The organism is Campylobacter hyointestinalis subsp. lawsonii (assembly GCF_013372165.1).
GTDB classification, from domain to species: Bacteria; Campylobacterota; Campylobacteria; order Campylobacterales; family Campylobacteraceae; genus Campylobacter; species Campylobacter lawsonii.
Genome location: NZ_CP053828.1, coordinates 1,506,456 through 1,522,486, shown reverse-complemented (window position 1 = coordinate 1,522,486; position 16,031 = coordinate 1,506,456). Strand labels below are relative to the sequence as shown.

Here is a 16,031-nt window from a genome sequence, read left to right as displayed (position 1 = left end):
TATCCTTTTTGATGAATTTTACCTACAATTTTTAAATTGTTGGCTATAATTTGAGCTAAATTTAAAAGGGAAATTATGAAAATTTTAGTTTCTTGCCTTGAAGCTTCGGCAAATCTACACCTTAAAGAGATTTTGGCTTATCTTGACGGGGTGGAGATTTGCGGGATTTTTGATAAGAAATTTGGCGAGGTGCTTTATGATAGCAAAGAGTTTAGCGCAATGGGGTTTGTGGAGATTTTACCACTGATTTTTAAGGCTAAAAGAGCGTTAAAACAGATGGTGGAGTTAGCTAAGACTTGCGATAAGGTTTTGCTAATTGATAGCCCAGCTTTTAATCTGCCTTTAGCAAAAGCGATAAAAGAGGCGAATTTAAAATGTGAGATAACCTACTACATACTTCCACAAGTTTGGGCATGGAAAAGTGGGCGAGTGGCTAAGGTGGAGAGATACTGCGATAATCTAGCTTCTATTTTGCCTTTTGATGAGAGATATTATAGTAAAAGTGTATATGTAGGTCATCCTTTGCTAGATGAGATAAAGGTGCAAAAAAGAGAGCTTTTAAATAGCGAAGTTATAGCATTTATGCCAGGTTCTAGAAGGAGTGAGATAAGTCGCTTAATGCCTATTTATAAAGAAGTTGCGTTAAGTCTAAAGCATAAAAAACTCTTAGTTATCCCGCCAAATTTAAAAGATGATATAGATGAAATTTATGGTGACATTAGTGAGTTTGAGGTGGTTTTTGATACTCATAAAGCTCTTTTACAAAGTAAATTTGCCTTTATCTGCTCAGGCACTGCTACGCTTGAGGCGGCTCTTATAGGAACGCCTTTTGTGCTTTGCTATAAGGCAAAAGCGATTGATATATGGCTTGCTAGAAAGCTTGTGAAGCTAAAACACGCAGGACTTGCAAATATAATATTTGATTTTATGGGAAAAGAGCCTTTACATGATGAGTTAATCCAAGAGCAAGTTACGTTACAAAATTTACTTAATAGCTATAAAAGCTATGATGGGGCTAAATTTTTAGACGCTTGTAATGAGCTTAGGGGATATTTAAAGCACGGAAGTGCAAAGGGCGTGGCTGATATGCTTTTAAGATAAAATAGGATAAAATCCTAAATTTAAATATTTGTAAGGAAAATTTATGACTGAGCCAATGACAATTTATGGTTATGAGAAGATTACGGCTGAATTAAAAGATCTAAAGACAATCCAAAGACCAGCAATAGTAAAAGAGATAGATATAGCAAGAAGCCACGGCGACCTAAAAGAAAATGCCGAGTATCACGCCGCTAGAGAGAAGCAAGCCTTCATAGAAAACCGCATAGCCGAGCTTAGCGATATAGTAAGTAGAGCAAAGGTCATAGACCCAAGCGAGTATGAGCATGATAAGGTTAAATTTGGCTCAACTGTAACTATAATGGATATTGATAGCGAAGTGGAGACAACTTACACGATTGTAGGTATAACAGAGAGCGATCTTAGCCGTGGGCTAATCTCAATATCTACCCCAATTGCTAAGCAGCTAATAGGCAAAAAAGAGGGCGATGAGGTGGTTTTAACCCTACCAAATGGCAAAAGTGAGATAGAGATAGTTTCAGTATGCTATAAACCGATTAAATTTAGTTAAGGTTAAATATGAAAATAAATGTAGGGATAGTTGGAATTAGTGGTTATACTGGGCTTGAGTTAGTTAAAATGCTGGTGGCTCATCCAAATTTTGAGCTTTGTTATGCTGGGGCTAGTAGTAGCGGGAAGTTATCTGATAGCTTTAGTAGTTTAAAAGGCGTGATCGATATGCCAATTGAGGTGGCAAATGCTGATGAGATAAAAGCTAAATGCGATTTGGTATTTTTGGCTTTGCCACATAAAGAGGCTATGAGTTTAGCTAGCAAACTTAGAAAAAGTGGCGTAAAGATAGTAGATCTCTCAGCTGATTATAGGGTAAGCCAGGAAAATTATGAGAAAAATTACTGCTCTCATATCGATTTAGATGGGCTAAAAGACGCTGTTTATGGGCTAGTGGAGATAAATAGAGATAGGATTAAAAACGCAAATTTAATAGCAAATCCAGGGTGCTATCCTACTTGTTCGCTTTTGGGTTTGTTGCCTTTTGCCAATATGCTAGATCCTAAATTTGGTGTTATGATCGATGCAAAAAGCGGATTAAGCGGAGCGGGCAAGAGCCTAAAACAAACTAGCCATTTTGTAAGCGTAAATGAGAATATGAATGCCTACTCGCCACTTACTCACAGGCATAGCGATGAGATAAAAGAGCATCTAAATTTAGCTCATAATACTAATATTGATGTAATGTTCGTGCCACATTTAATCCCGCTTACTCGTGGAATGTTAGTGAGTAGCTATGGGATTTTAAAGCCTGAATTTAATGATATTGACCTAATAAGCGTTTTAGAAAATTTTTATAAAAATGAGAAATTTATACGCATTAGGCGTGAGCCTGTTAGTATCAAAGATGTCGCCGGAACACATTTTTGTGATATTTTTGCGATAAATAATGGTGGCAAGATTTGGATAAATTCTAGTATAGATAATCTTCTTCGTGGCGCTTCATCTCAGGCCTTAGCAAATGCGAATTTGATGTTTGGTTTTGATGAAAGCTTGGGGCTTCCTTTAGTCGGCGACTCTATATGAGAGAAATTCTAGACGGCGCTTTGTTTATAGCCGATGCTCATGATAATGCAAACAAAAAAGGTTTTTTAAATTTTCTAAAATCTTTAAAAAATAAAGCCATCTCTACGCCGCCACAGCTTTTTATAATGGGAGATATGTTTGATTATCTCTCAAATACGACTTATTCTAAAGAGTTTTTTAAAGATCAAATTAAGCTTTTAAACGAACTCAGTAAAGAGATGGAAATTTATTATTTCGAGGGAAATCATGATTATAATCTTGCTGAAATTTTCCCAAATATAGAAGTGTTTAACATTTATGCTCAGCCTCAAATTTTTACAGATAAATTTGGACAAAAAGTCAGTTTAGCACACGGCGATATTTTTTTAAAGCCGTTTGAGAGCTTGGCTCTTAGATTTTTGAGAAATAAAGCATTTTTATGGATAATGGATCTCATAGATAGATTTTTTAAATTTAAGATATCAAAGCTGATCTTAGCAGCTCAAGCTATAAAGCGACTTGATTATAAAATAGTTGATTTTGAGTTTGTTATTGGAGCTAAGATTTATAACTACCAAACTCCAAAAATCATCGAAGGACACTATCATCAAGGTGTAAATTTGCAGTTTGATGATAAATTTTATATAAATTTACCTTGTTTTGCGTGTGAGCAAAGGTATTTTATAGTAGAATACACAGATGAAATGAAATTTCAAATCTTAAGGAGCCCAAATGTTTGATGATAATATTCTTAAAACGGGTTCGAATGAGATGGAACTTGTTGATTTTCGTATATTTAAACAAGGCAAAGATAGAGTTTATGAAGGAATTTACGGAGTAAATGTTGCCAAAGTTAAAGAAATCATCAAAATGCCAAATCTTACCGAACTTCCGGGAGTCCCAGACTATATAGAAGGTATTTTTGACCTTCGCGGTGTGGTTATCCCTGTTATAAATTTAGCAAAATGGATGAATATAATCGAACCAAAAGATAGTATATTAAAACCTCGTGTTATCATCGCTGAGTTTAGCGATATATTTATAGGATTTATCGTCCATGAAGCAAAAAGAATTCGTCGTATAAACTGGAAAGATATTGAACCGGCAAATTTTAGCGGCGGCGTCGGAAATGGTACTCTTGATAAATCAAAGATAACCGGCGTAACTAGGATAGAAAATGATGAAGTTCTTTTGATCTTGGATTTAGAAAGCATAGTTGAAGAACTTGGAATTTATCAGCCAAAGATCGAAATGGAAGTAGATGAGATGACTCAACTTAGCGGTATAGCTTTGGTGTTAGATGATAGTCTTACTGCAAGACGTTTGGTCGGTGATGCTCTTACGAAAATGGGGCTTAGGGTTGTTGAAGCAAAAGACGGAGCAGAGGGGTTAGAAAAGATAAATGATCTTTACGCTCTTTATAAAGATGATTTAGATCAAAATCTAAGAGTTATCATAAGTGATATTGAGATGCCACAAATGGATGGCTTTCACTTTGCAGCTAGCCTAAAAGAAGATAATAGATTTTCAAATATTCCTATTATTTTCAACTCGTCTCTTAGCAATGAATTTAGTGAAATGCACGGAAAAGAGGCTGGAGCTGATGGATACTTGACTAAATTTAATGCTACTCAGCTTTACAAAGAGGTCATAAAAGTGATAGATGCTCATAAAAAATATTTGGATAAGAGGTGATTTATGGACGATATGCAAGAAATACTCGAAGACTTTTTAGTTGAAGCGTTTGAACTTATTGAACAGATTGATCACGATCTAGTAGAACTTGAAGCGAATCCGGAAGATTTGGAGCTTTTAAATAGTATATTTCGTGTTGCGCATACTGTTAAAGGAAGTTCATCTTTTTTAAATTTTGATATACTCACAAAACTTACTCATCACATGGAAGATGTTTTAAATAAGGCACGCCATGGAGACTTAAAGATAACTCCTGATATCATGGATGTTGTGCTTGAGTCTGTAGATATGATGAAAGCTCTATTAAAAAGCATCAGAGACAATGGTAGTGATGCGAGTGCTGGTATAGATATCACTGATATCTGCGCTAGGCTTACTGCTATAAGCGAAGGCAATGAAATGCCTGCTAAGCAAGAAGAAAGCACTCAAGAACAAGCAAGCAAAGAAGTCGCACCGCAAGAAGAAAGCCAAGAACAAGCAAACGAAGAAGCCACACCGCAAGAATCAGAAGAATCTAACGATGAGGATATAAATGTAAATAATCTTAGCGAAGCAGAAGTAGAAGCAGAGATAGAAAGACTTTTAAAGGTTAGAAAAGCCGAAGATAAAGCGAGAAAAGAAAATAAGAAAAACGAACAACCAAAGCAAGAAGCAAAGCCTGCTGAAGCTAAAAAACCTGAACCAGCACCGTCATCTAAAGAAAAACCGGCCGCTAATCAAGTAGCTCAAAGCGGAGGCACGGCTATGGAGCAGACCATACGTGTTGAGGTAAAAAGACTCGATAATCTTATGAATTTGATCGGTGAGCTTGTTTTAGGTAAAAATAGACTTCTTAAGATATATGATGATGTAGAAGAGAGATATGAGGGTGAGAAATTTCTTGAAGAGTTAAATCAAGTTGTTTCAAGCTTAAGTCTAGTTACCACAGATATACAGCTTGCTGTTATGAAAACAAGAATGCTTCCGATAGCTAAAGTGTTTAATAAATTCCCAAGAATGGTAAGAGACCTTAGCCGTGAGTTAGGTAAGCAGATAGATCTAGAGATCAGCGGTGAAGAGACTGAGCTTGATAAGTCTATTGTTGAAGAGATAGGCGATCCGCTTGTTCATATCATCAGAAACTCTTGCGATCACGGCGTTGAGGAGCCTAAAGATAGGATTAAAGCAGGAAAACCAGAAAAAGGTACTATCCAGCTAAAAGCTTACAATGAGGGAAATCATATAGTTATAGAAATAGTTGATGATGGTAAGGGTATAGATCCTATAGCGTTAAAAGCAAAAGCTGTAGAGCGTGGTATTATTACCGAGAGAGAAGCAGATGCTATGAGCGATAAAGAGGCTTATGCTCTAGTGTTTAAACCTGGATTTTCTATGGCTAAAAAAGTTACAAACGTAAGCGGACGTGGCGTAGGAATGGATGTTGTTAAAACAAATATCGATAAGCTAAATGGTACCATAGATATAGATAGCGAGATAGGACGTGGTACTATAATCAAATTAAAAATACCTCTAACTCTAGCCATTATACAATCGCTTCTAGTAGGTGCGCAAGAAGAGTTTTATGCCATTCCTTTAGCAAGTGTCAAAGAGACGGTTAGAGTACCTGTAGAAGACATATATACTATAGAAGGTAAAAACGTTCTTCGTCTTAGAGATGAGGTGCTTAGCCTAGTTAGACTTAGCGATCTATTTGGTGTAAAGCAAGTATTTGAAAGTGGAGATCAAACCTATGTGGTGGTTATCAATGTAGCTGAAAGTAAGCTAGGCATCATCGTTGATCACTTGATAGGTCAAGAAGAGATAGTTATCAAATCGCTTGGAAATTATTTGCAAAATATCAGAGGAATAGCAGGCGGTACGATAAGAGGAGATGGAAAAGTAACGCTTATAGTAGATGTCGGTATGATAATGGATATGGCAAAAGAGATCAAGATAGATATAAGAGCTAGCATAGAATCTACTGTTAAAGCTGCGACGAAAGAAAAACCTAGTGATTATAAAGTTCTTATAGTCGATGACTCGAAAATGGATAGAACTATAATGCAAAAATCATTAGAACCACTAGGCATAACGGTTATAGAGGCGACAAATGGCGTTGAAGCGTTAAATTTAGTAAAATCAGGCGATCATGCACTTGATGCTATATTAATAGATATAGAAATGCCAAGAATGGACGGATATACACTAGCTGGAGAGATCAGAAAATACTCTAAATATAGAAATTTACCTCTCATAGCAGTTACTAGTAGAACCAGTAAGAGCGATCGCTTAAGAGGTGTAGAAGTTGGTATGACTGAGTATATAACAAAACCTTACTCTCCAGAATACCTTGAAAATGTTGTTAGAAAAAACATCAAGCTAATGTAAGGAAAGTAAAATGAGCGATAAATTAGAAGAAGTTTTACAAAAACAGAGACAACAAATAGAAGAGCCTATTACTAAAGATAAAGAAGAGGTTGAGCAACTTGTTGGCTTTATAGTTGGCGAGGAAGAATTTGCGATTCCTATTTTGTATATAAAAGAGATAATAAAACCTATAGAATACACTAGGGTGCCTAGTGTTCCGGACTATGTTTTAGGCGTGTTTAATCTAAGAGGTAGCGTAATACCACTTATAGATTTGAGAATCAAATTTAATCTAGAAGCGACAAAAATGACTGCAAATACACGCTATATAGTTATGAAAGATGATGATAATATTGCAGGCTTTGTTATAGATAGGCTTACAGAGGCTATTAGGATAAATAAAAACCGCATAGATCAGCCACCTGAGACTTTAGCAAGAGATAAAGGAATGATCCAAGGTATAGGTAAAAGAGACAATAATATCCTTACTATATTAAAAGTCGAAGCACTTTTAAAACGTGATTTTTAAGGCTTTAGATGATCAAACTTTGCGTATTTGATTTTGATTCTACTTTGATGGATGGTGAGACTATCACCATCCTTTCAAAAGCAGTTGGAAAAGATAAAGAAGTTCGCGATATCACAAAAAGAGCTATGGCTGGAGAGCTTGATTTTTACGAAAGTTTAGTAAAAAGAGTAAAATTTATAGAAGGTTTAAAACTTGAAGATGCTACACATATTGCTTCAAATTTACCATTTATAAATGGTGCAAAAGAGATCATAACTTATCTAAAATCCAAAAATATAAAAACGGTTGTATTTAGTGGCGGTTTTCATATCGCAACTGACGTTGCACAAGCTAAGCTTGGATTTGATATAAACTTCGCAAACGAACTTCATCACAAAAACGGGATTCTTACAGGAGCTGTTGGCGGAGAGATGATGTTTAGTGACTCAAAAGGTAAAATGTTAGCACGTTTAAAGCAGTTTTTAAATTTAAAAGACGAAGAAGTGGCTTGCGTAGGAGATGGAGCAAATGACGTTTCTATGTTTAAAGAGGCAAGCACTGGTATAGCATTTTGCGCAAACGAAATACTTAAAAAAGCAGCAACTCACATAGTAGATGTAAAAGATCTAAGAGAAATCAGACAAATTTTATAAAGGTTTTATGCATATGAAAGATATTAAATTTTCACTTTGGTGTGATTTTTTAGAAAGAGATTTTATAAACGGCGAGTTTTTAAATTTGATACAAAACTCTACTATAAATGGAGCTACAAGCAATCCTGCTATTTTTAAATCAGCTATTTGCTCTTCAAATGCTTATGAAGAGATGAAGAATGATTATAAGAGAAAAAGCCCAAAAGAGCTTTATGAAATTTTAGCTACATCAGATATTAAAAACGCTGCAAATAAGCTACTTAAAAATTATGCAAACGGCGATGATGGCTTTGTGAGTTTAGAAGTTGATCCAAATTTATATGATGATAGCGAAGGAACTTATAAAGAGGGAAAAAGGCTATTTAACACTATAAAAATGCCAAACGTGATGATAAAAGTCCCTGCTACTCAGGCTGGATTTGAGGCTATGAGTGAGCTTATGAAAAAAGGTATAAGCGTAAATGCTACTCTTATATTTAATACATCTGCTGTAAATGAATGCCTAGAAGCCTTTAAACAAGGAAGCAAAGCTTACTCTAAAAGATTTCCCGGAGCACCTTTACCAAAAGGCGTTATAAGCATATTTGTAAGCCGTTTTGATAGATTGCTTGATAGCAAGCTAAAAGAGGCAAATTTAGAGACGTCAAAATATGGTATTTATAATGCTGCAAAAGCTTATAAAATGATACAAAACGCAGGACTTAGCAATGTCAGAGCTTTATTTGCTAGTACTGGAGTAAAAGGAAACGAGTTAGAAAGCGATTATTATATAAAAGAGCTTTTATACCCAAATTCGATAAACACAGCTCCGCTTGATACTATCAAAGCGTTTATAAAAGCAGATCACACTCCAAAAGAGATTTTAGAAGATAGTGTTTTGGATAAATTCTTTGCAGATGCAAAAAATGCGGGTATAGATTATGATGATATTTGTAAAACATTGCTTGATGATGGATTAAAAGCGTTTTGCGATGCTTTTGAAGAGATACTTAAAAACCTAAGATAAAACATTATGAATTATGATATAAACATAAATGAGCTTGATTTTAAACTAAAAGCAGAGCTAGATGAGTATCTTTTAGAACTCATAAATACCAAAGGAAGTGATCTTCATATAAAAGCTGGTGGGGTTATAAGAAAAAGAGTCAAAGGCGAGATAATCCCAGTAGAAAATGAAAGGGTTTTAGATCCTTCAGAAGCACTCACTCTTGCTAAGGAACTACTTCGTGGCAGGTTTGGTGAATTAGTAGAAAAAAAGAGCGTGGATTTTACCTATAAATTAAATAAAGATTATAGGTTTAGGGTAAATATCTTTTTTCAAATGGAAGGTGTAAGTGCTGTTTTTAGAACTATTCCGGTAAATCTGCCTTCGTTTGAAGAGCTTAAACTTCCAAGTGCTGTTGAAGATATATGCAAAAAAGTATATAGAGGTATCGTGCTAGTTACTGGACCTACTGGAAGTGGAAAATCTACGACTTTAGCAAGTATGATAAACTACATAAATAAGCATAGAAAAGCACATATCATAACGATAGAAGATCCTATTGAATTTGTTTATAGAGATGAAAATTGTATTATAAATCAAAGAAGTGTAGGGCAAGATACGGTAAATTTTGCTGACGCTCTTAGAAGTGCTTTGAGAGAAGATCCAGATATTATTTTAGTCGGTGAAATGCGTGATCTTGAGACCATAGAAACAGCTATGCACGCAGCTGAGACAGGACACCTTGTACTTTCTACTCTTCACACCGTAGATGCAAAAGATACTATAAATAGAATAGTTGCAATGTTTCCTGGAAAAGAACAAAATCGTATAAAGCTCTCACTAGCTTCTGTTTTAAAAGGCATAATCAGTCAAAGACTTTGCAAAACTTTAGATGGCAAAGGTAGGATAGCAGCACTTGAGATTATGCTTTCAAGTCCTAGAATTTCAAATATGATCTTAGAAGGAAGAGACGACGAAATTTATGATGCTATAAATGAGTCTGGTGGAAATAGTGGCATGCAAACATTTGAAGCTCATCTGCTAGAACTTTATAAAAAAGGCATCATAGACAAAAAAGAAGCATTAGAAAATGCTTCAAATTCAAATGATCTAGAACTAAGGCTAAAAAATGCCGATCTTAACAGAGCTTTGGGCGACAAAGATGAGCCAAAAAGCTGTGAGATAGATGATATCATACCTCTAAAACCTATAGACTAAGTCTAAATTTAACTAAATTTAGATATAATCCACGACTATTTTATTTTAAAAGGAAATACGATGTTAGAAGGTATCGTTAGAGAGAGTATAGATAAGAGAAGTACAAAAGCTCTTAGGAAAGATGGTTATCTAATCGCTAACATTTACGCAAAAGGTATTGAAAATATCAATGCTACATTCAAAGTAAATGATTTTATCAAAGCTGTAAAAAGCAAAAGCGATTTGAAATTCCCTATAAATGTTGGTGGCAAAACTTATAATGTCGTGGTTGTTGATTATCAAAAACATCCAGTAACAAGTGCTTTAAAACACGTAGATCTAAAAGTCGTGCTTGATGATGAAGTATCAAAATATATGGTGCCTGTTAAGGTATTTGGAACTCCAGTCGGTCTTAAAAATAAAGGCGTTTTATTGCAATCTAAAAAACGTTTAACTGTTAAATGTACTGGTAAAAATTTACCAAATAGTTTTGATATAGATGTAAGTCCGCTTGATGTTGATAACACAATCCTTGTTCGTGATATTAAAGTTCCTGAGGGCGTTAGTATAGTTGAGGCTGGACGTGTTGCTGTAGTAGGCGTCATCAAAGCAAAATAATGACTCTAGTAGTAGGGCTTGGAAATATAGGTAAAGAGTATGAAAATACTCGCCATAACGTAGGTTTTATGTTAGCCGATCTGCTACTTTTTGATGGCGGATTTAGCGATGTTAGCTCTGCGAAATTCAAAGGTGAGCTTTTTAAAAAAGGCTCACAACTCATTGCAAAACCGACTACTTTTATGAATTCTAGCGGACTTTGTGTCAAATCTATCAACGATTTTTATAAACCTGATCATATAATAGTTATTCACGATGATCTTGATATTCCTTTTGGAAGTGTAAGATTTAAAAATGGTGGAAGTAGTGGCGGACACAACGGTATAAAATCTATAGATAGTCTTATAGGAAATGATTATGATAGGGTTCGCATAGGTATAGGACGCACAAAAGGCGAAGTTATCAGCTATGTTTTAGGTGAGTTTGCTCAAGAAGAAAAAGTAGCACTAAAAGAGATCTTAGCTCACTGCAAAGAGGCTGTTTTAAGGCTCATACAGACAAATGATATCAAACAAATTTCTTCTGATTTTACAAGAAAACCTGCTGACTTTGGTCTGTAAAATAGACTAATATTGTAAATTTATTATCGCAAAAACATTACAAAATTTCAGATATTTTTTAGTATAATCTTTCAAAAATAAAAAAGAGAGCATATGAAATTTGATGAGATAAAAACTCCAGCTTATGTCTGCGAAGAGGCTAAACTTGAAAAAAATTTACAAATTTTAAAAGATATTTCTACAAAAAGCGGAGCAAAGGTGCTTTGTGCTTTAAAGGGTTTTGCATTTAGCGGGGGTATGGAGTTGGTCGCAAAGTATCTTGGCGGTGCGACTTGTAGCGGTTTGCATGAGGCAAAATACGCTAAATTCCACGGATTTAAAGAGATACATACCTACTCACCAGCATTTAGCGATGATGATATAGATGAGATTTTAAGTATATCTAATCACGTGGTGTTTAACAGTTTTTCGCAGTGGGATAAATTTAAAGTAAAAGCTATAAAAAGTGGCAAAAGTATAGGACTAAGAATAAACCCTGAAGTCTCATCAAGCCCTGTTGATATGTATAATCCTTGTGCTAAGTTTTCAAGGCTTGGTATAACAAAAGCAAATTTTAATGAGGCAAATATAGATGGTATCGACGGACTTCATTTCCATGCACTTTGTGAAGAGAGTGCTAAAAGTTTAGAGCTTGTTTTATGTAAATTTGAAGAACAGTTTGGAAATCTTATACCAAAAATGAAATGGGTAAATTTTGGTGGCGGACATCACATTACAAAAAGCGGATACGATATAAATTTACTCATAGAACTTATAAAAAAATTTAGAAAAAAATATGGCGTAGAGGTTTTCATAGAACCAGGCGAAGCAGTAGGTTGGCAGTGCGGATTTTTGATCTCAAGTGTGCTTGATATCGTAGAAAACAAAGAAAAAACTTGCATCATAGATGCTTCTGCTGAGTGTCATATGCCAGATACCATTCTTATGCCTTACCGCCCAAAAATGCGTGGTGAGAGCAGTAATGGTAAATTTGCTTATCGTTTTGGTGGCGCTACTTGTCTTGCAGGAGATGTCATAGGAGCAGCTGCTGGCGATCCTATTTTTAAATTTGATAATGAGATCAAAGTTGGCGATAGGGTTATTTTTGAAGATCAAATTCACTACACCATAGTCAAAAATAGTACGTTTAATGGCGTAAAACTTCCAAATTTAGTTATGATATGTAAAGATGGAGAGATAAAGACCGTGCGTGAGTTTGGCTATGAAGAGTACGCTAGGAGAAATTAATTTTTATTAATCGTTATTGATATAAAAATTTGTTATAATTGATTCAAGGTTTGAATATACAAAATTTAAGGAGAAATAGTGAAAATAGATTGTAGAAATTTAGATTGTCCAGAGCCGATCATCAGGACAAAAGATAGCATAGAGAATTTAAATATAGGCGATGATTTGGAGATTTTACTAAATAGTGAAGCTTCATTTACAAATGTTAAAAAATTTTTAAGTACAAATAAATTTGAGTTTAGCGTTAGTTCAAAAGATGGCGATCATACTCTTATTCTTAAAAAAACTCACGAGCTGATAGACCAAAATGTTCAAAACTATAATTGTGATATCAAATTTAAAGATAAAGTTTTATTTTTAAAAGAAGATAAAGTCGGAAGCGATCCTATTGGAAGAGGACTTTTAGCTAAGTTTTTAGGCTCTATTCATTCTTTAGAGGCTAGTAAAAGACCGGCGTATATAGTATGCGTAAATGAAGCAGTTTTGATGACTACTAGTAGATCTCATCCTAGCTATGCCGCTTTAAAAGAGTTAGAGAGCTTAGGCGTCAAGATCTTGAGTTGTGGTAGTTGTTTAGAAGCTATGGGGCTTGTAGATAGACTAGGAGTAGGAAGTATGAGCAATGCTTTTGAGATAATGAATATACTTTTAGAAAATGAAACAGTTAGTTTATAATAATAAAAATCTTACTAAATTTATAAAAGCATCAGGTTGTGCAGCCAAACTAGACCCGTTGGGTCTAACACAGAGTATCGGCGACATAATCGGGTGCGATCCTAGACTCATTTCATCGCTAACTAGCAATGAAGATGCAGGAGTATTTAAGCTTGATGCTAATACGGCTATCGTTCAGACTTTGGATTTTATTACCCCGGTGGTCGATGATCCATTTTTATATGGACAAATAGCAGCTGCAAACTCGCTCAGCGATATCTTTGCTATGGGTGCAAAAGCGATAACGGCTATGAATATAGTGGGTTTTGATAGTTGTCATTTTAGCGGAGATATTTTAAAAGAGATTATGCTTGGAGGCAAAAATAAAATAAGCGAATGCGGCGCTGTTTTAGTCGGCGGACATAGCATAGAAACAGTAGAAAATATTTACGGCCTAAGCGTAACTGGCATCGTAAATCCAAATGATTTTTGGGCGAACAATACGGCTAAATTAGGTGATTTGCTGATACTTACCAAACCTCTTGGAAGTGGTGTCTTAAGCACGGCTTTAAAAGGTGGATTTTTAAGCATAGATGAGACTTATGAAGTAGTAAATGTAATGGCGCAGCTTAATTTTTATGCACTTAAAGCATTAGAAGATATAAAGGTAAATGCTGCTACTGATGTTACTGGATTTGGTTTTTTAGGGCATTTAAGCGAGATGTTAAGAGATGATATTTGCTTTGATATATATCAAAATTTAGTTCCTATCTTAAATAGTGCAAGAAAATACGCAGATCTTGGACTTATACCAGAAGGTAGCTACAAAAATGCTAAATTTATATCCAAATTTTGCCAAATAAGCCCAGATATCTTGCTTTGCGACGCACAAACTAGTGGCGGATTAATTTTAAGTATAGCCCAAAAAGATGCTTATAGAGCACTAACGAATTTAAAAAATGCCGGTTATGAAAAAGCTGAGATAATAGGCGTGGTAACAAAAGAAAAAGAGCATAAAATAAATTTAATTTAAAAGGATTAAGATGAATTTCAAAGAAGCCTTAAACTTTCGTCATGCGTGTAAAGTTTTTGATGAAAATAAAAAAATAAACAGTGCAGATTTTGATGATATTTTAGAGGCTGGCAGACTAGCCCCTTCTTCTATGGGTATGCAGCCGTTGGAATTTGAAGTAGTTGAAGATAAAGAGCTTTTGCAAGATTTGAAGAAGGCATGCTGGAACCAAGCTCAGATAACTACTGCCTCAAAAGTTGTAGTAATATATGCTAAAATAGATGATCTAAGAGCTAGTTCAGACTATGCTAAATCCATAATCTGTAGTAGAAAAGATAAAAGTGAAGACGAACAAAAAGCATACTTACAAAAATATGCAAATATGCTTAAAGACAACGAGGGCACTAGCGACAAAGAACTTTTTGGTTGGGCTAGGGCGCAGTGTTATTTGGCTGCGCAAAATATGATGATGCAAGCCGCTTTTTTAGGAATAGATAGTTGTCCTATTGAAGGTTTTGTGCGTGATCAGCTAGAAGGTGTTTTAGGTATAGATACAAAACAAAAAAGAGTTGCTTTAGTGCTTACTTTTGGATATAGAAAAAATGCCATAAGCCAAAAATACAGACGCGATATAAAAGATATAGTAAGTTATAGATAGCCGTGGCAGACGATCAAGAAAAAACAGAAGAGCCCACCAGTAAAAAGATAGAAGACGCTAGACAAAAAGGTAATGTCCCAAAATCGCAAGACGCAAGCGGTTTTGTGACGCTTTTAGTCGGTATAATCGCACTTGTGCTTTTGCTATCGTTTATGGGTGAGAGACTTATCAAGCTTTATATTTATTATCAAAATTTGATTGGTATAGAGCTTACCAAAGAGCTATTTTTTAAAATAGTTATCCATACTATGCTTCAAGTCATACTCATCATACTTCCAGTTGCCGTTTCTATCATGATAGCAGGAATTCTTTCAAATGTAATGCAATTTGGATTTTTATTTACAACTGAGCCTTTGATGCCAAATTTTGGTAAGATAAATCCTATAAAAGGTTTAGCAAATTTATTTTCACTTAAAAAACTTGTTGATTCTATCAAAATCATACTAAAAGTAAGTGCCGTTTTTGGAGTGGCATTTTACTTTTTCTTGCAATTTGTAAAAGAGCTTCCTCATACAATATTTTTTCCTATGTTTAACCAGCTATTTTGGTTAAAAGAGAAAATGCTCATCTTAGCTGGAGTTATGCTACTTTTGTTTTTGATCATAGCTATCGCAGATATTTTTATAGTTCGTTTTCAGTATTTTAAAGGGCTTAGAATGAGCAAACAAGAAGTTAAAGATGAGTTTAAGCAGATGGAAGGAGATCCAAGAGTAAAGGGGCGTATAAGACAGCTTCAAATGCAAGCCGCGCGTAAAAGGATGATGCAAAATATTCCTACTGCTGATGTCGTTATCACAAATCCTACTCACTACGCAGTAGCACTTCGCTATGATAAGAAAAAGGAAAAAGCTCCTGTAGTTTTGGCTAAAGGCGTAGATCATTTAGCGCTTCGTATAAGAAAAATAGCGGCTGAAAATGGAATTCAAATAGTGGAAAATCCACCTCTTGCAAGGGAGCTTTACAAGGTTTGTGATGTGGATTCTATGATACCAGTAAATTTATTTCAAGCAGTAGCCGAAGTGCTAAGCTTTGTTTATATGGGAAATAAAGCTAAATTTGCCAATAAATTAAAATAATTATGTTAGCATCGCAAATTCTATTTGCTAGTTTTTAAGGATTTTTATGAAAACGACTGTGGCTTTATGGCGGGATTTGGGTATTGTGTATCAAGTAAAATCTTGTCTATATCATAAATACTATTCCCATAGGACGCTCCCACTAGCCTTAGCATTCTATAGCCATGTTTTTTTACTGGTCAGATACTTCCCATCAAGTAAGCATAGA

17 protein-coding genes are annotated in these 16,031 nt (G+C 34.9%); all 17 read left to right on the top strand.

Going from position 1 to position 16,031, the window contains the following annotated elements; all coding sequences use genetic code 11:
- The first annotated feature begins 75 nt into the window (after positions 1-75).
- The 17 genes from lpxB to flhB all read left to right on the top strand — a co-directional run bounded on the left by lpxB (position 76) and on the right by flhB (position 15,823).
- A complete protein-coding gene (gene lpxB / locus CHLWT_RS07885) occupies positions 76-1,101 on the top strand; it encodes a lipid-A-disaccharide synthase (RefSeq protein WP_112000153.1) in 1,026 nt (341 codons plus the stop codon).
- A 43-nt stretch (positions 1,102-1,144) separates the two neighbouring features.
- Positions 1,145-1,630, top strand: coding sequence for a transcription elongation factor GreA (gene greA, locus CHLWT_RS07880; RefSeq protein WP_112000154.1), 486 nt, complete (start codon positions 1,145-1,147; stop codon positions 1,628-1,630).
- A gap of 8 nt (positions 1,631-1,638) precedes the next feature.
- The gene (argC, locus tag CHLWT_RS07875) at positions 1,639-2,655 is read left to right on the top strand and encodes an N-acetyl-gamma-glutamyl-phosphate reductase (RefSeq protein WP_112000155.1); all 1,017 of its coding nucleotides are present in this window, start codon (positions 1,639-1,641) and stop codon (positions 2,653-2,655) included.
- Entirely contained in the window at positions 2,652-3,374 is a 723-nt protein-coding gene (locus CHLWT_RS07870; protein WP_063997658.1) for a UDP-2,3-diacylglucosamine diphosphatase, read from the top strand. Before argC ends, CHLWT_RS07870 begins: the two co-directional genes overlap by 4 nt.
- Positions 3,367-4,329: a chemotaxis protein gene (locus tag CHLWT_RS07865; RefSeq protein WP_063997659.1), complete on the top strand. Its 963-nt coding sequence runs from the start codon at positions 3,367-3,369 to the stop codon at positions 4,327-4,329. The genes CHLWT_RS07870 and CHLWT_RS07865 overlap by 8 nt, the downstream gene beginning before the upstream one ends.
- Positions 4,330-4,332: 3 nt before the next feature.
- Positions 4,333-6,696, top strand: a complete 2,364-nt coding sequence (locus CHLWT_RS07860) for a hybrid sensor histidine kinase/response regulator (RefSeq protein ID WP_112000156.1) — start codon at positions 4,333-4,335, stop codon at positions 6,694-6,696.
- Positions 6,697-6,706: 10 nt separating this feature from the next.
- Positions 6,707-7,204 carry a chemotaxis protein CheW gene (locus tag CHLWT_RS07855; protein WP_063997661.1) on the top strand — a complete coding sequence of 166 codons (498 nt, stop codon included), beginning with the start codon at positions 6,707-6,709 and terminating at the stop codon, positions 7,202-7,204.
- Positions 7,205-7,212: 8 nt separating this feature from the next.
- Complete coding sequence (gene serB / locus CHLWT_RS07850; RefSeq protein WP_063997662.1) at positions 7,213-7,836, top strand: phosphoserine phosphatase SerB; 624 nt, start codon at positions 7,213-7,215, stop codon at positions 7,834-7,836.
- 7 nt (positions 7,837-7,843) lie between these two features.
- Positions 7,844-8,842: a transaldolase gene (locus tag CHLWT_RS07845; RefSeq protein ID WP_112000773.1), complete on the top strand. Its 999-nt coding sequence runs from the start codon at positions 7,844-7,846 to the stop codon at positions 8,840-8,842.
- A 6-nt stretch (positions 8,843-8,848) separates the two neighbouring features.
- On the top strand, positions 8,849-10,039 hold the full coding sequence (locus CHLWT_RS07840; RefSeq protein ID WP_063997664.1) for a type IV pilus twitching motility protein PilT: 1,191 nt from the start codon (positions 8,849-8,851) through the stop codon (positions 10,037-10,039).
- Between the two features lie 60 nt (positions 10,040-10,099).
- Positions 10,100-10,636 carry a 50S ribosomal protein L25/general stress protein Ctc gene (locus CHLWT_RS07835; RefSeq protein ID WP_112000772.1) on the top strand — a complete coding sequence of 179 codons (537 nt, stop codon included), beginning with the start codon at positions 10,100-10,102 and terminating at the stop codon, positions 10,634-10,636.
- The gene (gene pth, locus CHLWT_RS07830; protein WP_063997665.1) at positions 10,636-11,196 is read left to right on the top strand and encodes an aminoacyl-tRNA hydrolase; all 561 of its coding nucleotides are present in this window, start codon (positions 10,636-10,638) and stop codon (positions 11,194-11,196) included. Before CHLWT_RS07835 ends, pth begins: the two co-directional genes overlap by 1 nt.
- 93 nt (positions 11,197-11,289) lie before the next feature.
- The gene (nspC, locus tag CHLWT_RS07825) at positions 11,290-12,423 is read left to right on the top strand and encodes a carboxynorspermidine decarboxylase (RefSeq protein ID WP_112000771.1); all 1,134 of its coding nucleotides are present in this window, start codon (positions 11,290-11,292) and stop codon (positions 12,421-12,423) included.
- Positions 12,424-12,501: 78 nt separating this feature from the next.
- On the top strand, positions 12,502-13,098 hold the full coding sequence (gene yedF, locus CHLWT_RS07820; RefSeq protein ID WP_112000770.1) for a sulfurtransferase-like selenium metabolism protein YedF: 597 nt from the start codon (positions 12,502-12,504) through the stop codon (positions 13,096-13,098).
- Complete coding sequence (gene selD, locus CHLWT_RS07815) at positions 13,079-14,110, top strand: selenide, water dikinase SelD (protein WP_112000769.1); 1,032 nt, start codon at positions 13,079-13,081, stop codon at positions 14,108-14,110. Before yedF ends, selD begins: the two co-directional genes overlap by 20 nt.
- Before the next feature lie 10 nt (positions 14,111-14,120).
- A complete protein-coding gene (locus tag CHLWT_RS07810) occupies positions 14,121-14,747 on the top strand; it encodes an NAD(P)H-dependent oxidoreductase (RefSeq protein WP_112000768.1) in 627 nt (208 codons plus the stop codon).
- A 2-nt stretch (positions 14,748-14,749) separates the two neighbouring features.
- Positions 14,750-15,823, top strand: coding sequence for a flagellar biosynthesis protein FlhB (flhB, locus tag CHLWT_RS07805; RefSeq protein ID WP_112000767.1), 1,074 nt, complete (start codon positions 14,750-14,752; stop codon positions 15,821-15,823).
- Positions 15,824-16,031 lie beyond the last annotated feature (208 nt).